General features: G+C 51.7%; 20 protein-coding genes and 1 pseudogene. 5 read left to right on the forward strand and 16 right to left on the reverse strand.

What is annotated here, in order from left to right; genetic code table 11:
* Positions 1–186: 186 nt before the first annotated feature.
* From ACJJIB_RS16000 to aspA, 3 genes are all read left to right on the forward strand, one after another.
* Positions 187–1,194 (forward strand): asparaginase, encoded by a 1,008-nt coding sequence (locus ACJJIB_RS16000; RefSeq protein WP_444884191.1) that lies wholly within the window; start codon positions 187–189, stop codon positions 1,192–1,194.
* 161 nt (positions 1,195–1,355) lie between these two features.
* Positions 1,356–2,168, forward strand: a complete 813-nt coding sequence (locus ACJJIB_RS16005; RefSeq protein WP_252082633.1) for a helix-turn-helix domain-containing protein — start codon at positions 1,356–1,358, stop codon at positions 2,166–2,168.
* A gap of 128 nt (positions 2,169–2,296) precedes the next feature.
* The gene (gene aspA, locus ACJJIB_RS16010) at positions 2,297–3,763 is read left to right on the forward strand and encodes an aspartate ammonia-lyase (RefSeq protein WP_444884190.1); all 1,467 of its coding nucleotides are present in this window, start codon (positions 2,297–2,299) and stop codon (positions 3,761–3,763) included.
* A 45-nt stretch (positions 3,764–3,808) separates the two neighbouring features.
* Here aspA and ACJJIB_RS16015 read toward each other — a convergent pair whose 3' ends face one another.
* From ACJJIB_RS16015 to ffh, 6 genes are all read right to left on the reverse strand, one after another.
* Complete coding sequence (locus tag ACJJIB_RS16015) at positions 3,809–4,561, reverse strand: DsbC family protein (RefSeq protein ID WP_252082637.1); 753 nt, start codon at positions 4,559–4,561, stop codon at positions 3,809–3,811.
* Positions 4,562–4,910: 349 nt separating this feature from the next.
* Entirely contained in the window at positions 4,911–5,267 is a 357-nt protein-coding gene (rplS, locus tag ACJJIB_RS16020; protein WP_286037023.1) for a 50S ribosomal protein L19, read from the reverse strand.
* A gap of 74 nt (positions 5,268–5,341) precedes the next feature.
* Complete coding sequence (gene trmD, locus ACJJIB_RS16025; RefSeq protein WP_252082639.1) at positions 5,342–6,106, reverse strand: tRNA (guanosine(37)-N1)-methyltransferase TrmD; 765 nt, start codon at positions 6,104–6,106, stop codon at positions 5,342–5,344.
* Positions 6,107–6,117: 11 nt separating this feature from the next.
* Positions 6,118–6,657, reverse strand: a complete 540-nt coding sequence (rimM, locus tag ACJJIB_RS16030; protein ID WP_444886821.1) for a ribosome maturation factor RimM — start codon at positions 6,655–6,657, stop codon at positions 6,118–6,120.
* A gap of 22 nt (positions 6,658–6,679) precedes the next feature.
* Positions 6,680–6,919 (reverse strand): 30S ribosomal protein S16, encoded by a 240-nt coding sequence (gene rpsP, locus ACJJIB_RS16035; RefSeq protein WP_226648429.1) that lies wholly within the window; start codon positions 6,917–6,919, stop codon positions 6,680–6,682.
* A gap of 155 nt (positions 6,920–7,074) precedes the next feature.
* Positions 7,075–8,493 carry a signal recognition particle protein gene (gene ffh, locus ACJJIB_RS16040; RefSeq protein ID WP_252082643.1) on the reverse strand — a complete coding sequence of 473 codons (1,419 nt, stop codon included), beginning with the start codon at positions 8,491–8,493 and terminating at the stop codon, positions 7,075–7,077.
* 206 nt (positions 8,494–8,699) lie between these two features.
* Here ffh and ACJJIB_RS16045 point away from each other — a divergent pair, with 206 nt between their 5' ends.
* Together ACJJIB_RS16045 and ACJJIB_RS16050 are read left to right on the forward strand one after the other, a co-directional pair.
* A complete protein-coding gene (locus ACJJIB_RS16045; RefSeq protein ID WP_444884187.1) occupies positions 8,700–9,500 on the forward strand; it encodes a cytochrome C assembly family protein in 801 nt (266 codons plus the stop codon).
* 219 nt (positions 9,501–9,719) lie between these two features.
* The gene (locus tag ACJJIB_RS16050; protein WP_444884186.1) at positions 9,720–10,994 is read left to right on the forward strand and encodes an HlyC/CorC family transporter; all 1,275 of its coding nucleotides are present in this window, start codon (positions 9,720–9,722) and stop codon (positions 10,992–10,994) included.
* Positions 10,995–11,017: 23 nt separating this feature from the next.
* Here ACJJIB_RS16050 and rnhB read toward each other — a convergent pair whose 3' ends face one another.
* The 10 genes and pseudogenes from rnhB to ispC all read right to left on the reverse strand — a co-directional run bounded on the left by rnhB (position 11,018) and on the right by ispC (position 22,591).
* A complete protein-coding gene (gene rnhB / locus ACJJIB_RS16055) occupies positions 11,018–11,635 on the reverse strand; it encodes a ribonuclease HII (RefSeq protein WP_444884185.1) in 618 nt (205 codons plus the stop codon).
* Positions 11,636–11,651: 16 nt separating this feature from the next.
* Positions 11,652–12,800 carry a lipid-A-disaccharide synthase gene (gene lpxB / locus ACJJIB_RS16060; RefSeq protein ID WP_252082646.1) on the reverse strand — a complete coding sequence of 383 codons (1,149 nt, stop codon included), beginning with the start codon at positions 12,798–12,800 and terminating at the stop codon, positions 11,652–11,654.
* Positions 12,801–12,914: 114 nt separating this feature from the next.
* On the reverse strand, positions 12,915–13,694 hold the full coding sequence (gene lpxA / locus ACJJIB_RS16065; protein WP_444884183.1) for an acyl-ACP--UDP-N-acetylglucosamine O-acyltransferase: 780 nt from the start codon (positions 13,692–13,694) through the stop codon (positions 12,915–12,917).
* Between the two features lie 115 nt (positions 13,695–13,809).
* Positions 13,810–14,247: a 3-hydroxyacyl-ACP dehydratase FabZ gene (fabZ, locus tag ACJJIB_RS16070; RefSeq protein ID WP_444886822.1), complete on the reverse strand. Its 438-nt coding sequence runs from the start codon at positions 14,245–14,247 to the stop codon at positions 13,810–13,812.
* A gap of 85 nt (positions 14,248–14,332) precedes the next feature.
* Positions 14,333–15,388, reverse strand: a complete 1,056-nt coding sequence (lpxD, locus tag ACJJIB_RS16075; RefSeq protein WP_444886823.1) for a UDP-3-O-(3-hydroxymyristoyl)glucosamine N-acyltransferase — start codon at positions 15,386–15,388, stop codon at positions 14,333–14,335.
* Between the two features lie 12 nt (positions 15,389–15,400).
* On the reverse strand, positions 15,401–15,916 hold the full coding sequence (locus ACJJIB_RS16080) for an OmpH/Skp family outer membrane protein (RefSeq protein ID WP_252082654.1): 516 nt from the start codon (positions 15,914–15,916) through the stop codon (positions 15,401–15,403).
* A 70-nt stretch (positions 15,917–15,986) separates the two neighbouring features.
* Positions 15,987–18,539: an outer membrane protein assembly factor BamA gene (gene bamA / locus ACJJIB_RS16085; RefSeq protein ID WP_444886824.1), complete on the reverse strand. Its 2,553-nt coding sequence runs from the start codon at positions 18,537–18,539 to the stop codon at positions 15,987–15,989.
* 63 nt (positions 18,540–18,602) lie between these two features.
* Positions 18,603–19,880, reverse strand: a pseudogene (gene bamA / locus ACJJIB_RS16090) (outer membrane protein assembly factor BamA); the annotation flags it as partial.
* 112 nt (positions 19,881–19,992) lie between these two features.
* Positions 19,993–21,348, reverse strand: coding sequence for an RIP metalloprotease RseP (rseP, locus tag ACJJIB_RS16095; protein WP_444884181.1), 1,356 nt, complete (start codon positions 21,346–21,348; stop codon positions 19,993–19,995).
* Positions 21,349–21,406: 58 nt separating this feature from the next.
* Positions 21,407–22,591, reverse strand: a complete 1,185-nt coding sequence (ispC, locus tag ACJJIB_RS16100) for a 1-deoxy-D-xylulose-5-phosphate reductoisomerase (RefSeq protein ID WP_444886825.1) — start codon at positions 22,589–22,591, stop codon at positions 21,407–21,409.
* Positions 22,592–22,675: the final 84 nt, after the last annotated feature.

The raw sequence follows: 22,675 nt of genomic DNA on the forward strand, positions 1-22,675 counted from the left end.
CCCTCAACGATGGGGTAAACGAAACTTTTGTCACCCAAAAGAACTCCTTGAAATAGGAGCCATCCTCAGTAGATGCTATAAGTGCATCTACTAGCATCAGGTACCAGCAACCTGCGAAATTGCATCCACCGCGCCTTTTCCAAAAAATGGGCGCACTGAAAAACGGACTCAGATAGCGGTCGAGTGATGAAAAAAACCCTTATCCTTTATACTGGCGGAACCCTGGGAATGCGCCGCAGTGAATCCGGCTATGTGCCGGACGCCGATCTTGAAGATGCCCTGCAGCGCCTGCTACAGGATGTGATCGGCCAACTGCCGAGCTATGATTTCCAGGCCCTCGACCCGCTCCTCGACAGCGCCAATATGCAGCCCCAGGACTGGTACCGCATCGCCGCCCTGATACGCGACAACTATAGCCACTACACAGGCTTTGTTGTGCTGCACGGCACCGATACTATGGCTTATACCGCCTCCGCGCTGTCCTTCGCCCTGCAGGGACTGGCCAAACCGGTAGTGGTAACCGGCTCTCAGATCCCCTTGCGGGAAATGCGCAGCGACGCCTATAACAATTTAATCGCCGCCTTGCTATTGAGCGGTTCAGATAGTATCGGTGAGGTCTGCCTCTACTTTAACGGCAAGCTGTTGCGTGGCAACCGTGCGGTAAAAGTTAGCTCCGGCTCACTGGATGCCTTCTCCAGTCCCAATTATCCGAGCCTCGGCGAAGTGGGCATCCAGGTGCATATCGATCCTAATGCTTTATTGATGCACGGAGACACACCGCAGTTTGAAATCCCCGATAACGCCGATGGCAGCGTTGTATTAGTGAAACTATTCCCCGGAATTACTCCGCTGTTTCTCAGTAAAGTTATTGAAGCACGCCCACGCGGTATAGTGATTGAAACCTACGGTACCGGCAATGCCCCCACCGACAATCAGGCATTTACCGAGCAGCTTACCAGAGCTACAGAGCTGGGAATTATTTGTGTGGCGGTATCACAATGCCTGGAAAACCATGTGGATCTCGGCAAGTACGCTGCCGGCTCCGCACTACTGCGCGCCGGTGTGATCGGTGGCCTGGATATGACCAGCGAAGCCTGCTATGCCAAATTGAATCACCTGTTAGCCATGAACCACACAAACAGTGAAGTTAAAGACTTAATGGAAACCCCGCTATGCGGGGAATGCACCCCCTAACAAAATCAAACGGGATTTATTGAGCAATGCGCAGAAAAAATTCTGCTAGCTTATCGTTGCAGATATAAATCCCGACGGCTTTTTATCGGGCGACCAAATGTGGCCAGGTATTGGTTTAGAGGAAAATACTGGGCATTTAGACCAGAAGCAGATACTCCTTGATGAGCAATAATTTTTCACAAAACTTACGCCTGCTGTGCAGTTTCTATCGCTCCATCGCCGAAGTGTGTCGGCGCATGGGTGTGAACCGAGCACAATTTAACAAATACCTCAGCGGCAATACTCAGCCCTCACAGTACACTCTCAGTAAAATCTGCCACTTCTTTGGTGTTGAACCCCATGAAATTTTGATGCCCGCCGAACAGTTTGAGCAAATTGTTCGGGTGCGCCGCACCGCTACGACTGTCGAATCCTCCCGCCCCTACTCTATGGATATTGACTTGCTAATGCGGGAGTCACAGGGGCGCGCTGATAAATACCTGGGCTTTTACTTTGAATATCACTACTCGATGACTTTTCCCGATCATATTATTCGCAGCCTGCTGCATATCGAGTCCGATGGGGAAGGATATTACTTCCAGCGCTTCGAGCGCATGCGCTATCCAGATAGGGAGGAGTGGTACAAGTCCCGCTACAAAGGCATGCTGCTTTTTCTCTCTGAGCGTATATTTTTGATTGGCTACGAAGCGCTGACACGCAACGAAATCGCCCAGACAATCCTCTATCCCACCTATAAAAGCCGAGTGAGTTATTTATCCGGCCTCAAGCTGGGCGCCTCTGCCAGTGACCGGCGCGAACCCGTATGTACAAAAGTATTGCTGGAATCTCTCGGACGTAATATCAGCATCAAAAACGCATTAAAACTGTGCGGGGTATTTGGCCCGGATTCCGATGAGATCAATCGCAGTATTCGCGAAAATATCCGAGCCTCAAACACTGAAGGTCCACAGAGTTTTTTTGCCACTCCACTTTAAGCATGAATTTCTATTAAAGGCCCAACCAAGAGGCCCAAATGATAACAACCACGGGCACCCCGTAACCCAGGTTAATTCTGGTTATTGGTGCACTTGCCCTTATGCAGATGAAGAGAAAGCAGAAGTCCATGACAAACGATTTCCACACCCTAAAACCCATGCCGGTATTCACTACCAGTAGTGAATACCGCACCGAAAAAGACTTGCTCGGAGAGCGCGAAGTACCGGCCGATGTCTATTTTGGCATTCAAACCCTGCGCGCCCTGGAAAACTTCCAAATTACTGGTATCACCCTCAACCACTTCCCTAATTTGGTCAAAGCGCTGGCCATGGTGAAGAAGGCTGCGGCTCATGCCAACTGCGAACTCGGCTACCTGGAAAAGAACCTGGAAGCGGCAATTGCCAAAGCCTGCGATGAAATTATTGAAGGCAAGCTGCACGATCAATTCCTGGTAGACATGATTCAAGGCGGTGCCGGCACCTCCACCAATATGAACGCCAATGAAGTAATTGCCAATCGCGCGCTGGAATTGCTCGGCCACAATAAGGGTGAATACAAAAACGCTCACCCCAACAACCATGTAAACCTATCGCAATCCACCAACGATGTTTACCCCTCCTCCATCAACCTAGCAGTCCTGCTCAGCTACAACGACCTGGTGCAGTCTATGGAGGAGCTGTGTATCGAATTTGATGGCAAAGCCAAGGAATTTGCACAGGTTATTAAAATGGGCCGCACCCAGCTACAGGATGCAGTACCCATGACCCTGGGGCAGGAGTTTGCCGCTTTTGCTGCAACCATTCGTGAAGATGTCGCTCGGGTTAAAGAGCTAGTAGCCCTGTTTAAAGAAATTAATATGGGCGGCACCGCAATCGGTACAGGTATTAATACCGACCCGCAATATCGTCAACTGGTTGTATCGGCACTGTCTGAAATTTCCAGCATCGACTTTGTCTGCGCGGAAAATCTAGTAGAGGCCACTTCTGATATGGGTGCCTTCGTCATGTTTTCCGGGGTAATGAAACGTATCGCAGTAAAAATTTCAAAGATCTGCAGCGACCTACGCCTTCTCTCCAGCGGCCCTCGCGCAGGTCTCAATGAAATCAATCTGCCACCGATGCAGCCAGGCTCCTCCATTATGCCTGGTAAGGTAAATCCAGTAATTCCCGAGGTGGTCAACCAGGTGGCCTACCAAGTAATCGGTAACGACCTGACAATCACCTTGGCAGCGGAATCGGGCCAGCTGCAGTTAAATGTCATGGAACCAGTTATCGCCTTCAACTTGCTACAGTCTATGCGCTTAATGACCCAAGCCATGCATACCTTGGCTCAACGCTGTGTCAATGGCATCAGCGCGAATGAAGAGCATTGCCGGCAGTTGGTAGAAAACAGTATCGGCCTGATCACCGCGGTAAATCCGTTTATCGGCTACGAAAATGCCACTCGTATTGCCCAGCAAGCATTGATGACGGGCGCGAGCGTCAAGCAGTTGATTTTGGATGAGGGGTTACTAAGTGAGGAAGAGTTAAATGATATTCTCGCTCCAGAGAATATGACTCAGCCACGTAAAGTAGCATTGAAGAGCCCGACTTAGATAAAAAAGCGGCCGCTTTAGAGAGGCCGCTTTCTTCCGCTGATCTTAAATACCCAGCTCTTTAATTAGAGTGGCTGGAGGCAGATAACCGGGCACAACCCTGCCATCCTCCATCACAATAGTGGGCGTGCCGCGTACATCGATCACCTCGTTACCCAATTTATATTGGGCGGCAACCGGGTTGTTATTGCAGACCTGCAAAGGCACGTTTTCGCGGTTCTTCAATGCGGTGAGCGTTTTATTGGTGTCATCGGCACACCAGGCAGTAGCGAGCTTGCGATAACCCAGAGATTGCAGGCCTCCGCGCGGGAATGCCAAATATCTTACTTCGATCCCGCGCTTGTTCAGCTCAGGAACATCCTGGTGCAACTTGCGGCAATAGCCACAGTCGACATCGGTGAAAACATAGATACGCGCTTTGGTCTCGCCTTTGGGCGAGAAGACGATCATATCGTCGATGCTTTGGGTTTCCATCACCTTGGCCCGGCGAGTTGCTCGGCGCCCCTCAGAGAGGTTCGCAAAGCCTCCGCCAGTCTTAGCCTGGAACAGGTCCCCCAGAATAAAATGGTTGCCATCGGCTGAGACAAACAGAGTACTGCTACCACCGTCAAGCTCTACTTCGTAGAGCCCCTCGATCGGGGTCTCACGCACTTCACCATAAGTAGGCTTGGGGTTACTTGCCTCAAGGCGGGCTTTGATTGTCTTCGCAACGTTTGCGTCGACCTCTGCAAGGGCCGCTGGGCCAAGCAGACCGAGCAGCACTCCAGCGAGCGCCAGCGGCTTCTTGATAAGCATCATTACCGATTGCTCCTTAAATTCTCAATGAGGTTCGACTCAAACGTCGGCCTTCAGTTCCAGCCAGTATGGCAGCTATATGCCATTTCAGATCCACATGGCGCGTTTTAACATATTCAGGCACTGGACACTACGTACAAACTCCCAAGTTGTGCGCTGATCTAAAGGATACAGGGGTAGATAGCGTAGCTGTCGGGGACAAAGGGAGAAGCGTGAGGCCAGAAGTTCAAATGCACTTCCATGGCAATTCAGCCTTTCGGGCTTGGCACATGACTGGCCATAAAGGGAAGACTACGGATACAAAAAAGCCGGAGAATAACCCCGGCTTTTCTGCGAGCTGTATGAGAGGTGCTTAGTTAAGCTTCTCTTTAATACGTGCGGCTTTACCAGTCAGGCTGCGCAGGTAGTAGAGTTTAGCCTGGCGTACGTCACCACGACGCTTAACCTTGATGCTGTCAACCAGCGGGCTGTGAGTCTGGAAAGTACGCTCAACACCAACACCGTGGGAGATTTTACGCACGGTAAAGGAGGAGTTCAGGCCGCGGTTGCGCTTGCCGATTACCACACCTTCGAACGCCTGCAGACGCTCGCGGTTACCTTCTTTTACTTTCACTTGAACGATTACAGTGTCGCCCGGCGCGAAGGGAGGTACTTCGCTCTTCAGCTGTTCCTGCTCCAGCTGCTGGATAATTTTGTTAGTCATTTGGATTTGCTCCCAAATAGAGTTTATGTAGCTTCTCAGCTAGTTCACCGAACTACTCCCGCCTCCCGGCGAATCCGGCATCAAGTTTTATCGGATTTCCGCTCCTGTTGAATTTCTTCCAACAGTTGCTTCTGCTCCTTGTTCAGCTCCAGCCCATCCAAAAGGTCGGGTCGACGCTGCTGTGTGCGCGCCAGTGCCTGCTTCAGGCGCCAGCGGCGTATTCTTTCGTGGTTGCCCGAGAGCAACACTTCCGGTACCGCCACACCCCGGTACTGTTCGGGCCGGGTATAGTGGGGACAGTCGAGCAAACCCGAGGAGAATGAATCCTCAACCGCCGACTGGTCGTGCCCTAGCGCGCCGGGAATCAGCCGTGTAATGGTATCCACCAACACCATAGCAGCCAGTTCACCACCACTTAGGACATAGTCACCAATGGACCACTCCTCGTCGATCATTGATTCGACGATACGCTCATCTACCCCTTCGTAGCGCCCGGCCAGCAAAACCAGATTGCCAGCGCCAGAGAGGTTTTCGACCCCGCGCTGATCCAGTTGCTGTCCCTGCGGAGACAGGTAGATAGTGCGTACAGCTTCGCCCTCTTCCCCAGCCCAGGCGCGCGCGGCCTGCAGGGACTGATAAAGGGGTTCAGCCATCATCACCATTCCGGGACCACCGCCATAAGGGCGATCATCCACAGTGCGATGCTTGTCACTGGTGAAATCCCGAGGGTTCCAGCAGCGCACTTCCAACAGGCCATCTTTGACGGCCCGACCGCTGACACCATACTCGGTCAATGCAGCAAACATCTCCGGAAAAATGCTTACCAGAGCGATTTTTTTAGTCATCGCTCAGCGCCTTAAAAAGCTGGGTCCCAGTCGACGGTTATTACACCGGCTTCCAGGTCAATATTGGTTATAAACTGATCCGGCAGATAGGGAATCAAGCGCTCGCGCTTATCCGCTCCACCGCGCACCACCATTACATCGTTGGCGCCAGTTTCCATCATGCGGGCGACGATACCAAAGTCGTGATCTTCGCCATCGAAATGGCTGACAACCTTTAATCCCTCGAGCTGGTGCCAGTAATACTCACCCCGCTCAAGCTCAGGCATCAGTTCACGAGCTACAGCTATATCGCGCTGGCAAAGTCGAGCCGCCAAATCGCGGTCATCAATGCCTTTCACATGTACTATTAAGCCCTTACCGTGACGCTTACCAGCGTCAATTTCGAGAGCTTCCCAACCTTTCGGCCCCTGCAAGCGCCAATTAGGGAACTGCAGGATGTTGTCCATCGGCTCGGTATAGGAGTGAACCTTGACCCAGCCGCGCACACCATAAACGGTAGTAACGCGCCCAACCGTGACCAACTCTTCGGAAGGTTTTCCGTTATCTGTCACAGGAGCACCACTTACGCGCAAATTAAGCAGATTCTTTCAGCAGCTTGCTGACGCGATCAGAAACCTGAGCACCGTGACCCAGCCAGTAGTCAACACGCTCACGATCAATGCGCAGACGCTCTTCCTGGCCACGGGCAACCGGGTTGAAGAAGCCAACACGCTCAATGAATCGACCGTCGCGAGACTTGCGGCTGTCGGTTACGGTCAGGTGATAGAACGGGCGTTTTTTAGCACCGCCACGAGCCAAACGAATGGTTACCATGTAACTTTCCTGTATTTTTTAACACTTGGCGACAGCAATAAGCTGTCACCCAAACATCTCTGCCGGCAGCTCACCCGGCTGAAAGGCGGCGTATTCTAATGTACCGCCAGAGATTTGTATAGCGATTCCTAGGGCCCTCAGAGCCCCGAAAACCCTTACTTTTTCTTGAATCCGGGGGGCAGGCCACCGGGCATACCGCCCATTCCGCCGAGACCTCCGGGCAGACCACCACCCCCGGTCATTCCACCGAGGCCGCGCATCATCTTGCCCATACCGCCGCCCTTGAGCTTTTTCATCATCTTGCCCATCTGCTTATGTTGTTTAAGCAAGCGATTGAGATCTTGCAGCTGGGTGCCGGAGCCGGCGACGATACGGCGCTTGCGCGAACCGTTAAGAAGGTCAGGATTGCGGCGTTCGGCCGGCGTCATGGAGGAAATCAGGGCGTCCATACGCTTAAATTCTTTACCCATGTCGGCCTGTTGTGCGGCCTGCGCCACACCACCCATGCCGGGCATTTTCTCCAGCAGGGAGCCAAAGCCACCCATGTTTTGCATTTGCTGCAACTGGTCGCGCAAGTCTTCCAGGTCAAAGCCTTTACCTTTCTGGACCTTCTTAACCAGCTTTTCGGCTTTCTCTTTATCGATCTTCTGCTCTGCTTCTTCAATCAGAGACAGAATGTCGCCCATACCCAGGATACGGGAGGCGATACGGTCCGGGTGGAAGGTTTCCAGGGCGTCGGTCTTTTCACCAACACCGATAAACTTGATCGGCTTGCCAGTAACATGGCGCACAGAGAGTGCCGCACCACCGCGTGCATCACCATCTGCCTTAGTCAGAATAACCCCGGTCAGTGGCAGGGCCTCATTGAAGGCGCTGGCGGTATTTACCGCATCCTGACCGATCATTGCGTCGATAACAAACAGGGTTTCTGCGGGATCCAACTCACTGTGCAGCTCGCGGATTTCATCCATCAGCTGACTGTCAATATGCAGACGACCCGCCGTATCGACAATCAGTACATCGGCAAATTGCTTGCGAGCCGCATCCACTGCACCCTTGGCAATATCCAGGGGCTTCTGATCAGGAGTTGAAGCATGGAACAGCGCGCCCACTTCACCTGCCAGAGTTTCCAGCTGCTTGATGGCTGCGGGGCGATACACGTCCGCACTCACCACCATAACTTTCTTCTTTTCCCGCTCCTGCAGGTATTTGGCTAGCTTGGCAACACTGGTGGTTTTACCGGCCCCCTGAAGGCCCGCCATCAAAATCACAGCGGGGGGCTGAACTGCAAGGTTGAGCGGCTCTGCAGCAGCACCCATCACCTTAACCAGCTCATCCTGAACAATCTTGACGAACTGCTGCCCCGGGTTCAGGGCCTTGCTAACCTTCTGCCCAACAGCGGCTGTGCGCACTTGCTGTACAAAGGCCTTCACGACTGGCAGAGCGACATCCGCCTCAAGCAGCGCTTTGCGCACTTCACGCAGGGTATCGCGGATATTGTCATCGGTCAGACGGGCCTTGCCGGTGACTTTTTTTAGGGCCGCCGATAAGCGGTCACTCAGGTTATCGAACATAAATTCGTCTCGATTTCTCCGATTGCGGACAGGACCCCGGTGCGGAGGGCCGCGAAATTTTTTTGGGGAGTATCTCCAAACTCCCACTCTGAGGCGCGGCAGTATAGCTCAGGTCCCGTCACAGCCGAAATATCACCAGATCTTCCCTGTTAAAGCGTGCTGTGACACACTCCTCCTCCACTGCTTAGAAGATACGGATCTAACCAATGGCGGCATTCGCCCACTGGACGGCCATCGCGCTATATATAGCTACCACCATTGTCGCGGCCAGGGCCCTTGCCCGCGCCCAACAGCCCGATCGTAAACTGCTCCTGGGCCTGCTCGCCGGAGCCCTGGCCACCCACGCAATATCCCTTGCGCAGACACTGTTTTCCTCAGCAGGCTATCGCTTTGATCTGTTAGCAATGCTGTCATTAATCACCTGGGTGGTGAACTTATTGCTGCTTATCCTAGCGGTGAATCGACCACTAACCTTGTTGATACTGATTTTTGCCCCGTTAGGAGCACTCACCGAACTGACCGCGTCCCACACCTGGGGAGGCGTTGCACCACACCAACAGTTATCTTCTGGGATTGCCATACACGCGCTGCTATCAATCTCCGCCTACTCCCTACTTACTCTTGCAACCCTACAGGCCATCTACCTTTATTACCTGAACCAGCAGCTACACAACCATCGGCCAGTGGGTGCCATGCGCCTGCTCCCCCCCCTGCAAAGCATGGAGTCATTACTCTTTGGGTTAATTGCTTTCGGCCAATTACTGTTAACTGCCTCCCTGATTACCGGATTTATCTTTGTGGGTAACCTTTTTGAGCAGGGCCCCCTACACAAGACAGTGCTCTCCCTGCTCGCCTGGGTGCTTTACAGTATTCTTCTTTGGGGGCATTGGCAGTGGGGTTGGCGCGGTAACACTGCCGTGCGTTGGACTCTGTGTGCCTTTGCTGCACTAATGCTGGCCTACTTTGGTAGTAAGTTGGTTATTGAGGTTATCCTTCAGCGCGGCTAAGAATACTAAAGAGGAGCCGTTTAAAGTCGAGTATAAGCAAACGGCACTGACATTCGCTCACAGGTGCCATTTTCAGGGAGGAGACCAAACACCCCTTGATCTCCTCAACCGCCCCTATAGCCTTTACCGGGTTTATTTAGGTTTATAAGTGACCGGAAAACTTGCGGAGGTAGCCGTTCTGTTTCAATATCTCCGCTCAGAAATAAAAAGAGTTCTCCCTTGAACGAGATGCCCCCGGGCCTGCTGTTTAGCCTGCTTGCCCTGCTGATTGTGATATCGGCTTTCTTTTCCAGCTCCGAAACCAGCATGATGGCGCTGAACCGCTACCGCCTGCGCCACCAGGCCAAGAGCGGTCACCGCGGCGCCAAGCGGGCCATGGAACTGCTTGCCCGACCGGACAAGCTGATCGGCGTTATCCTGATTGGCAATAATCTGGTCAATATCCTGGCCTCAGTAATTGCCGGTGCTGTCTTTACTCAACTGTACGGCGATGCCGGCCTCTTCTACGCTACCGGCGCTCTCACAATCGTTATTCTTATTTTTGCGGAAGTCACCCCAAAAACCATTGCCGCTCTTCACCCGGAGAGAGTGGCATTTCCTGCATCGCTAATTTTACGCCCACTGCAATGGCTTCTGACACCGTTTGTATTACTCGTCGGCAGCATATCCAATGGACTTGCGCGCCTGGTAGGCGTTGAAGCAACTGCTGGCAACGAGGCAGAACACCTAGCGCCCGAGGAACTTAGAACAGTGGTGTTCGAATCTGGCGCCCTGCTTCCCAGCAAGCACAAAGGCATGCTTCTCAATGTGCTGGACCTGGACCAGGCCACAGTGGAAGACATTATGATCCCGCGCAACGAGGTCATGGGAATCGACCTGGAAAACAGCGCCGATCAGATTCTCCAACAACTGGCAGAGAGTACTTACACCCGCCTGCCGGTATACCGGGGAGATATCAATCAGGTAGTGGGTATTTTGCACCTGCGTCGCGCCGCACAGATACTGCGAGACGGCCCAGACAAACTCACAGCTGAACGTCTCAAGTCCTTTACCGGTGAACCTTACTTTGTACCCGAGGCCACCCCACTGCCCACCCTGCTAATGAACTTCCAGAAAACCAAGCGCCGCATGGGCTTGGTTGTGGATGAATATGGGGAGGTGATGGGGATAGTAACTCTAGAAGATCTACTGGAGGAAATTGTCGGCGACTTCACCGCGAGCCCAGTTCCCAGCGACGATGAGGAAATTGTCGCCATGGAAAGCGGCTGGTATATGATCGAGGGTGGAACCTCTATCCGGGATATCAACCGCACGCTAAATTGGGACCTGACCACCGACGGCCCAAAGACCTTCAACGGTCTCCTTATGGAGCACCTTGAAAGCATCCCAGATGGTAATATCAGTTTATTTATCCTCAATAATTACCAAGTGGAAATTGAAGAAGTTTCCGACAAAATGATTATCAGAGCCAGGATCAAAAAAATTGAGCGCTAGTCAAGCGCTCTACAACCTTGAGCTTAAGCAATATCCTCTAAGAGTTTCCTTACCGGGGCAAAACTCACCCGGTGCAGTGGGCTGGGGCCCAATTCTTCCAGGGCCTGCATATGAGCTTTAGTTGGATAACCTTTGTGGCCGGCCAGTCCATAACCTGGATAGCGTGCATCCAACTCCACCATCTCTCGATCACGGGTCACTTTGGCCAAAATTGAGGCCGCAGCAATGGCGGCAACGCGACCATCCCCCTTAATCACAGTATCGCAGGGATAAGACCAGTCCGGTCTTTTATTACCATCTACTAACACAAACTCAGGCTGTAGTGGCAACTGCTCCACTGCACGGCGCATTGCCAATAAACTCGCCTGCAGAATATTGATCTGATCAATTTCTTCGACGGTTGCACGGGCAATAGAAAAACTCAACGCACGCTCACAAATTTCCTCAAAGAGCGACTCTCGTTTTTTCTCACTAAGTTTTTTGGAGTCGGCCAGCCCCAAAATGGGCTCTGCTGGATCGAGAATTACTGCAGCCGCCACTACATCTCCAGCCAGTGGGCCACGGCCAACTTCATCGACTCCAGCGAGAAGATCACCTTTATAAGGACAGATGTACGGAGGTAATTCTTTTTTAACACTCATGGTTTATAAAACCCGATTACTTCAAAAGAGCACAGATAGCATCGGCTGCCCGCTCAGAGGCATTCCGACGCAATTGCTGGTGAAGATCATCAAATTCGCGCTGCAGCTGATCACCCAGTAGTGGATCTTCAAAATAGCGCATCAACGCCGCTCCGAGATTCTCCGGGGTCGCATCACTCTGCAGGATTTCCGGCACCAACTCCCTTTGTGCCAGCAAGTTGGGCAGAGAAACCCAGGGAGTGTGCAGCATACGAGAGACGATAGCGTAAGTAATTTTGCCCAGTTTATAGGCAACCACCATAGGCTTTTTCAGTAGCATGGTTTCTAACGTTGCCGTTCCTGAAGCTATTAACACAGCATCCGACACACTGAGCGCCTTGTGTGAATCTCCCTCCAATATCGTGACAGGCAGTTCCGGAAAATCCTTTAGCTGCTCCCGCAATTCGGCTAAACGCTGCTCATTTGCTGCCGGCAATACAAATTTGAGATCGGGATGGCGCTGGTAACACCAGCGAGCCGTCTGCAAAAATAGTGGCCCAAGCAAACGCACTTCCCCACCTCGGCTACCCGGTAACAGCGCAATAACACGGTCATCAACTGTGAGACCCAGCTCTTTGCGCTCTGCAACATTGCTAACCTGCAGAGGAATATCATCCGCTAACGGATGCCCAACAAAAGTCACCGGCACATGGTTTTCACGATAAAAAGCAGCCTCAAAAGGCAGCAAGGTGAGCATATGGTCAATAGCACGAGCAATCTTTTTTATTCGCCCCTGCCGCCACGCCCACACTGAAGGGCTGACATAATGCACAGTGCGAACCCCTTCGGCCTTGAGGGACTCCTCCAGAGACAAGTTAAAATCTGGTGAGTCGATTCCGATAAAAAGATCCGGCGGATTTTCAGTGAAGTGCTCGCGCAGAGTGCGGCGAATTTTTAATAATTCTGGCAGTCGTTTTAGCGGCTCAACCAATCCCATCACCGAGAGGCGCTCCATTGGAAAAAGGGATTTCGCCCCCAAAGCCTGCATACGCGGACCAGCAATCCCTTCAAACTGAATTCCCGGGAGACGCTTTTGCAGGGAGTCAATAAGACCTGCACCGAGGATATCTCCAGAGGCCTCACCGACAACAATACCAATACGAACCGGCTTATTATTTTCTGACACGCCTAACAATTCCCCCAGAGTGGAAATGGCTCAATTTTCATAGATACCGATTAAGATATGAAAAGACTAAATCAGGAAGTGCACAATAACAGCACTTCCCGCAAATGGTTGTGCTTAGCGGACAATTCCGCGAGAGGAGGTCTGCAGGGAATCAATCCAAGGCTGAATTACAGGGGACTGTTCACGCAGTTCCGTAAGGGCCTGGACAGCCTCTTGCAGAGTGAGGCCACGCCGGTAGACCGTTTTGTATGCCTTGTTGATTAGAGAGATATCCTCGCGGGAAAAACCTCTACGACGCAACCCCTCCGCATTAATAGTCTTGGCCTCTGCCGGATTCCCAGCCACCATGACATAAGCCGGCACATCTTTGCCGATCGCTGCGCCCATCCCTAGGAAAGCGTGCTCACCAATGGTGCAATGCTGATGTACAAGACTGTACCCGCTGAGGATTGCCCAATCTTTTACTATTACGTGGCCGGCGAGCCCCACATTATTAACGAGAATGGTGTGATTACCGACAACACTGTCATGACCAATGTGGGCATAGGCCATAATCAGGTTATCACTGCCGATAGTGGTTTCCCCACGATCCTGCACAGTGCCCCGGTGGATGGTTACGCCCTCACGAATAACATTGTTATCGCCAATTACCAGGGTGGTCTGCTCGCCTTGATATTTTTTGTCCGGCGTATCTTGACCTATCGAGGCAAACTGGTAAATACGGTTATTTTTTCCGAGCTTAGTGGGCCCACTCAATACAACATGTGAAGCAATTTCACAGCCATCACCGAGTTCCACATCGGCGCCAACTATGGAATAGGCTCCGATACTCACCCCGGAACCGATAACCGCCGTCGGATCGATAATAGCTGTGGGGTGGATATTTGTCTGCATTCTGGAATCTACTCCTCAGGTAGCGACACTTCGGACACTACAACTTCAAATAAACAACAACTGGAAGAGTTATCAAAAGCACCTTAGCAGCCACGTCAAGTGACGAATAAGCGCATTAAACCTGCTTCACCGCACACAGAAGATCTGCAGAGGCCGCAAGCTCACCATCGACACTGGCTTTACAGGAAAACTTCCAGATATTACGGCGCACTGAAACTGCTTCGGACATCAGGTCCAGCCTGTCCCCAGGGACCACCTGACGCTTAAAACGCGCCTTGTCGACACCGCCAAACAGGTACAGGTAGCCATCCTCGGGCTTCTTGCCAAATGTTTTGAAGCCAAGAATTCCTGAAACCTGGGCCATAGCCTCAACGATCATAACACCGGGGAAAATCGGCATCTGTGGAAAGTGACCGTTAAACAGCTCCTCATTAATAGAGATATTTTTATACCCCTTAATAAACTTCCCTTCCTCGAGTTCAACGACACGATCGACCAATAAAAACGGATAGCGATGTGGCAGGTACTCGCGAATCTCAGTTACATCCATCATTCCAAATGCCCCCAGAAACCACTTCGGGGCGTTAAACGCCCCGAAAACATCAAATCAAAATTGTTTTTCTTAAAGCAGCTGTGAGCTATTTATCCCGATCGAGGGACAGGGCTTTAAGTTGCTTCTCCAAATCTTTCACCCTTCGTGCCACCTTATCCAACTGCCCGAAGCGCACCGCGTTGCGACGCCAGGACTGACTATCGGCAAAGGGTAAAGCGCCGGAGTAAATTCCCGGCTTGTCGATGGATTTGGTCACAAAAGTATTAGCGGTAACTTGGCAGCCATCGGCAATGGTTACATGCCCGGCAATACGGGAGCTGCCACCCAAAGCACAGTGCTTACCGATTACTGCGCTGCCCGCAATTCCTGTGCATGCAGCAATGGCTGAGTAGTCACCAATCTGCACATTGTGCGCGATTTGGACCAAATTGTCGATCTTGACACCACGACCAATCACAGTGTCACCAAGTGCCCCACGATCCACACAAGTATTGGCGCCTATTTCAACCTCATCGCCAACCTGCACGCCACCCAGCTGATAAATCTTAATCCATTCACGCTGATGCAGCGCAAAACCAAAGCCGTCTGCACCAATAACCGCGTGACTGTGGATGATAACATCGCGCCCGATCTGACAACCGTGATGCAGTATTGCACCCGCATAAAGGCAGCTCCCTTCTCCAAGGGTACTGCCCTCTCCCACAAAGCAGTTGGCGCCAACCGATGCCCGAGGCCCAATTTTCGCAAACGCCTCTATCACCGCACCAGCTGCAATAGAGGCACTAGAGGCCACTTCTGCGTCCGGATGAACTACAGCGCTCGGGTGAATACCCGCCTCAATCGTTGGAGCCGTATTGAACAAAGCACTCGCCCTGGCAAAAGCCAAGTAAGGGTTATCCACACAAAGTGCGCTAACAGGTGTCTCCTCAACAAACTCGGCAGTCACCAATACAGCGCCCGCTGACGTGGTCTTGAGGAAGCGGCGATAATTAGGGTTTGCCAGGAAGGTCAACTGCTCGGGCCCAGCATCTTGCAAAGTGCTAAGACCAGAAATTACATATTCTGCGTCTACCCCGGGGGCCAGACGCAGCTCAGCACCCAGAGCATTTGCAAGCTGGGTTAACGACAAATTGTCACTCATACAGACTATCGATTACTTATCAGCATTCATACGCTTTACGACAGCCTCAGTCAGATTGACCGAAGGATTTGCAAAGTAAGCGGTAGAGGCATCCAACACTAAGTCCAGGTTTTGCTCTTTAATGATCGCTTCCAGCGCTGTTTTAGCCTTGGGCCCCAGAGAAGTTTGAATTTCCTGGCCCACCTGGGCCTCCATTGCGCGCAGTTTTTTAACGGTAGTTTCAAAGTCTGAACGCTTGAAGTTCATCTTACGCTGATATTCTGTTTTCTGCTCATCGGACCAGGTAACGCTATTTTTCTGCGCATCTTCTGCCATTTTTTGTAGTTCTGAACGAATAGACTCGGCACTACTTTGCAGCTTGGAGTACTCGGAACTGGTCTTCAATGAATTGACCTTGGTCTTGGCCACATCGGTGCTCATAATCGCAGCCTGCAGGTTAAATACCGCAACCTTGGTCTGCGCCATGGCGGCGCCAGACAGGGTTATACCAGCCAGCAGGATTGCGAAAATCTTTACATTCTTAAGCACTTTAGTCTCTCCAATTGGTTTTATTTTTTATGCGCAGCAGCTGCACTCAATCCATTTATATTCGATAAAGTTAAAAGCTATTACCCAGGGTAAACTGGAACACTTCCGTCTCATCATCCTCGTTTTCCTTCAAGGCTTTAGCCAAACTGAAAGTCAATGGTCCAAAACCGGTAACCCATGTCAAGCCAATGCCCGCGGAAACATTCATTTTACCGAAGTCCACATCGTAACAGTTGATCTGGGTTTCATCACAACTAGTATCAAAGACGTTACCTGCATCAACAAAGAAGGCAGACTGCAGAGAGCGCTGATCTTTGATAAACGGCAGCGGGAAAATAACCTCGGCACTACCTTCTACTAAGATATTGCCACCAAAGGGGTCGGCATCCCCATTCTGACGGATATCCAGGTTTCCATTTTCATCTGTCTGATAACAGTACTCCGTGATGATCTCACCATCAGTCGCACAGGGGAGACGAGTATAAAACTCGGCCGGAGTTGAACGGGGACCCAGTGTATTACGCTTGAAACCGCGCACAGAGCCAAAACCACCGGCATAGAAATTTTCAAAGAAAGGCAGTTGATCGAGATCGCCGTAGCCATCCCCGTAACCCAGGCGCGTACGCAGACGTAGCGTCAAGCTCTTCGTTAGGGGGCGGAAATACTGACCAGTATAAATAAATTTGTAGTATTCAAGATCACTGCCGGGCACGGTAAATTCCGCGGAGAAATTCTGGGATGCCCCGCGAGTCGCCAATATACCGCGGTTCAAAGTGGAGCGGGCATAAGAAGCAGTCAAAGCCAAGTTATTAAACGCATCACCGTAACGATCGATAAAACCATCTGCTGAAGTATTAAACTGATTCTGATCAATCATCATTGCAAGATCATTGGCCACTCCATCATTGAGATCTGCAACAATCGTCTCAGCATTAGTGAGTGTCACCCCCTCAAGAGAGGTGTCATCCAAAAGAGATGGGCTGGATTGGATTTCCTGTACAGAACCACTCGAGGCCGAGAGCTCCAAATGACTGAAATTAACATTCAGCCCCACACGGGAAATTTCTGAAACCGGGTAGCCGAAGCTAACACCACCACCATAACTAGTCGTGTTGTAGTCCGACAGGTTGACCTCAGAGTAGTCATTTTCCCTATAAAAAACGTTAAACCCGCGGCTCACACCGTCAGGCGTAAAGTAAGGGTCAAGATAGGAAAAGTTCAGTGCGGTCTGGTAGGTAGACACGTTTAAACCAATACCTACCTGCTTGCCGGTACCCAGCCAGTTATTTTCCTGGATATTACCGCCGAGTACCAAGCCGCTACTCTGTGCCCAGCCGATAGTGCCACCAATAGAGCCTGAAGGTTGCTCCTCTACGGTATATTCCACATCGATCTGGTCGGAAGTACCAGGCACCTCTGCAGTTTCTACTTCCACCTCTTTAAAGTAACCAAGGCGTTCCAGGCGCACCTTGGATTGCTCAATTCTTGCGGAGGAGGCCGAGGCAGATTCCATCTGACGCATTTCACGACGCAACACCTCATCGGCAGTACGAGTGTTACCACGGAAATTGATTCGGCGCACATAGGCGCGCTTACCCGGGTTGATAAAGAAGGTAATTTTTACCGTATTCTCTTCTTTATCGGGTTCGGGAATGCCATTCACCTCGGCAAAGGTATAACCTTCATTGCCCAGACGCTTGGTAATATAGTCAGACGTGGTGGTCATCCGAATCTGGGAGAAAGTCTGCCCTTCACGCACCAACAGTAAGCGCTTGATTTCCTCTTCCGAAACCACCGGGTCGCCGGCGAGATCCACCTCACTGACGGTGTAAACATTCCCCTCTCTCACATTGACTGTGATAAAAACACTCTGCTTGTCTGGGCTCAGGGAAACCTGAGTGGATTCTATTTGAAAATCCAGATAGCCGCGGTCGAGATAGTAGGACTCTAGGCGCTCCAGGTCACCAGTGAGTTTCTCACGGGAATATTTGTCATCGCTGCGCAGCCAGGACAACCAACCTGTGGTCTGCAGCTCGAAAATTTCTGCCAATTCTTCGTCGGAAAATGCCTCGTTACCCACAACATTGATGTGCTTGATAGCCGCAACCGAGCCCTCGTCGACGATAACCCGCAGCTCGACCTGGTTGCGTGGCAATTCTTTCACTTCGGTCTTAACACTTGCACCATAGCGCCCCTGTGCCACATATTGGCGCTCAAGCTCCTGGGCGAGCCCCTCCAGAGTTGCACGTTTAAAGATCTGCCCCTCGGATAAACCGTTATCCTTCATACCCTTGAGCAAATCTTCGGTGGCGATGGCCTTATTACCGCTGATCTCAATCTTGGAAATTGCTGGACGCTCGCGAACAGTGACCACCAGAACACCATTTTCACGGCCGATTTGGATATCTTCAAAGTAGCCGGTGCGGAACAGTGCCCGGGTAGCGCTCTGGATTTCCACGGATTCAATTTCATCACCCACTCGCACGGGAAGGGCAGAGAAGACTGTACCGGCAGAGACGCGTTGCAATCCTTCCACGCGAATATCATTGACCACGAACGACTGCGCTATTGCACTTAAAGGCAACATCAGGCCGAGGGAGGCCGCTTTGAGGAAATCTTTCATCTACTAATTCCGAGTGTTTTTATTCGCAATCCAGGAGTTACAGCGCTTTATTCAGCGCCCAGCTCCCCCGGAACCTGAGGGTTGCCCCTCTACCTTGTAATCGACATCAACCCGTTCTGAGTTCCCGGGTACCTTGACCGTTTCAACTTTCACCACCTTCAAGTAACCAAGTCGCTCAAGGCGAACTTTAGATTGCTCAATAAGAGCCGAAGAAGCTAAAGCGGACTCCATTTGGCGCAACTCTCGCCGCAAAACTTCATCTGCCGTGCGAGTGTTTCCACGAAAAGTAATACGCCTAACGTAGGTGCGCTTGCCAGGGTCAATAAAGAAAGTGATTTTTACCGTGTTCTCTTCTTTATTGGCTTCTGGAATACCGTTTACTTCGGCAAAAGCGTAACCCTTATTGCCCAAACGCTTGGAAATATAGTCTGAAGTCGTTGTCATCCTGACCTGGGAGAACGTCTGCCCTTCACGCACTAGCAGCAAGCGCTTAATTTCTTCCTCTGGAACGACTGGGTCTCCAGCAAGTTCTACTTCACTAACAGTGTAAACATCACCCTCAATCACGTTAACAGTGATGAAAACACTCTTCTTGTCCGGCCCAAGAGATACTTGGGTAGAGTCGATCTGGAAGTCGAGATATCCGCGATCGAGATAATAAGATTCAAGACGCTCCAGGTCACCAGTGAGCTTCTCACGGGAGTACTTATCATCACTGCGCAACCAAGAGAGCCAGCCAGTGGTTTTAAGCTCAAAAATTTCTCCGAGCTCTTGATCTGAAAAGACGCGATTCCCTACGATGTTGATATGTTTAATCGCAGCAACGGTCCCTTCCTCGACAATAACCTTCAATTCAACCTGATTGCGTGGTAACTCTTTAACTTCTGCTTGGACGCTAGCGCCATAGCGCCCCTGTGCCACATACTGGCGCTCAAACTCCTGGGTCAACCCTTTGAGGGTCGAGCGCTTTAAAATCTGTCCCTCGGCCAGACCGTAATCCTTCAGCGCCTTTAGCAGATCTTCCGAGGCAATCGCCTTGTTTCCTGATATATCTATCTTAGATATGGCTGGCCGCTCTCTCACGTTAACAACTAGAACGCTACTTTCACGACCGATCTGAATATCCTCAAAATAACCGGTTTGAAACAGTTCTCGGGTCGCCCCCTGAATATCCGCAAGCTCAATTTCATCGCCAACACGCACCGGAAGAGCTGAAAAAACGGTGCCTGCAGAAACACGCTGCAAACCTTCTACACGAATATCGCTGAGAACGAATGACTGAGCTAAAGCGCTGAGAGGCAGCACCAAGCCCAGGGATATCGCTAACAGCCAATATTTCATACTAATTCCGAACCGCTTCTGATAAGAGCAGAGGTTCCCAAGGTAACCGGCACCATGCTCACTCTAAAAATCTATTCACTCCAAACGCCATAGGAAAGTGCACTCCAGGAGGCTACAAACGTAAAATATCGTTATAAAGAGCCAACCCCATAATACAAAGCACTAAGGCCATACCTACTTGTAAACCGATCACCTGCACTCTCTCAGACACAGGAGAACCCTTGACCGCCTCAATACCGTAGTAGAGAAGGTGACCACCATCGAGTACCGGAATGGGTAACAGATTGAGTACACCGAGACTGATACTAAGCAGAGCTAAAAGCGACAGGAAAGACTGCCACCCCCTCTCTGCGGAAGTACCCGCCACTTTAGCAATGGTGATGGGGCCACTCAAGTTTTTGGTCGAAAGTTGACCAAAAATCAATTTCTTCAAGCTGTTCAGAGTGAACAGTGTTTTGTCCCAAGTCTCTTGCACCCCCTGAGAAAGAGCGCCAGCTACACCGTAGTGGAAAACTCGTACGCGATCCTCGGGCCAGCGCTCGGTGACGGGCTGTACGCCGATCTGGCCGACACGCTCACCACTGTCGAGCGTCACCTGCGCCGGCGTAACCGGCAGGGTCAACCGTTGCCCCTGTCGTTCAACTTCCACCTGAAGGGGCTCGCCTGCACGAGCGCGCACATACTGACTCCACTCTTCCCAACCGGAAAAAATTCGCCCGTCGGTAGCCACAATCTTATCGCCCGCACGCAGCCCCGCTGCACTAGCAGCGCTACCCTCCACAACCTTATGCAACGTCATACTAATGGGCGGCGTCCAGAGACCGAGGCCAATCTCCCCCAATGGGTCAGGGACTTCCTGGCCTGCGAGCCAACGGTCGATATCAGCCGCCATATGATATTCGAGGTTAGAGTCCGGGTAGCGCACTGAGAATTCTATAGAGCCACTGTCCCCCAAACGGTTAGCCAAGCGCCAGTTGAGGGCTTGCCAAGTGGGTGTAGCTTCGCCATCCACCGCGATAATTTCCTGCCCGGACTCCAATCCCGCAGCTTCAGCAATACTTCCAGGCTTGACGGAATCTACGACAGGCACCGGACCCGCCGTGCCCCCCATAAAGACAATCCAAAACAGTACAATTGCCAACAGGAAGTTAGCTGCGGGACCCGCTGCAGCAATCGCCATACGCGCCCAAACACTCTTTCGGTTAAATGCCTGATTCAGCTCGTGAGCGGCGACAGGCCCCTCCCGCTCATCTAGCATTTTTACATAGCCACCAAGGGGAATTGCTGAGATAGCAAACTCAGTGCCGTGCCGGTCATAGCGAGAGAAAAGGCGGCGGCCAAAGCCGACAGAAAAGCGCAGCACCTTGACCCCACAGAGCCGTGCTACGAGAAAGTGTCCAAACTCGTGGAAGGAAACCAGTATACCGAGGGCTACCAAGGCCCAGATTACCGTCTGAATCAGATCCATACTCAGTTACAGTCTCTTTTCATGCGCAAACACCGGCATTATATGCCCAGCAGCAAAATTAAAGGGCCCCAACAGCTTGTTGGGCCAGCTCCCGCGCATTGAGATCAATGGCTTCGACTACGTCCAGCCCTGTCAGTTCAACGGTGGGAGTGCTATTCATTACTTTTTCTATAGCCGCAGCAATACTAGTAAATGCCAACCGTCCTTGTAAAAACGCCTCTACAGCCACCTCATTGGCCGCATTCAATACCGTGGGAGCACTGCCGCCGGCATTCATAGCTTCGCGTGCCAGACGCAGGCAGGGGAATCGCTGATAATTTGGCGCTTCAAAATCCAGGCGGCCCTGCGCTATCAGGTCGAGTGCAGGAACCCCAGCATCTATGCGGATGGGAAAGGCCAGTGCGTGAGCGATGGGGGTGCGCATATCTGGATTACCCATCTGTGCCAACAGGGAGCCATCCCGATATTGCACCATGGAATGCACAATACTCTGTGGGTGCACGACCACTTCTATTTGCTCTGGGCTGGCGCTGAACAAATAACAGGCCTCAATAAACTCCAACCCCTTATTCATCATGGTGGCCGAATCTACTGAAATTTTCCGTCCCATCGACCAATTGGGGTGTGCGCAAGCTTCCTCGGGGGTCACTCGATGTAAATCACCGGCTAGGCGTGTGCGGAAAGGGCCGCCGGAACCGGTTAGCAAGATTTTTTCCACTCCCGCCCCCTCCAAGCTGCCAAACGGCTGGGGCAGACACTGGAAAATGGCATTGTGCTCGCTGTCAATTGGCAGTAATTGGGCACCTCCTGCCCGCAAAGCTTGCAGGAAAACTGGGCCGGCCATCACCAGAGCCTCTTTATTCGCAAGCAACACTTTCTTCCCAGCTTCAACTGCTGCTAAAGTTGGACGCAGCCCAGCTGCACCGACAATTGCCGCCATAACCACATCCACTTCATTCGCAGAAGCAACTTGGCATAGCCCTTCCAAACCCCAAAGGACTTCAGTAGAAACTTCCTCCCCCAGCATACTGCGCAATTGATCGGCCCCCTCTTCACCAGCCACCACCGCAAAGCGAGGGTTATATTGACGACACTGCTGGGCCAGCTCAGCGATACGCTCGCGAGCTGTCAGGGCATAGATGGTATAGCGCTGGGGGTGGCGGGAAAGCACATCGAGTGTGCTTACACCAATAGAGCCCGTAGAACCTAGGACAGTGACGACTTGTGGAGATTGCCTTTGCATAAGTGCTCGACTTACCTACGAAACTTCTTGTAACTCGACCAAAGCACCGACAGACAATAGCGGCGCAGGTCACAAGTACTGGAT

The sequence above is a fragment of the Microbulbifer mixtoriginis (SeqCode) genome, assembly GCF_052467705.1.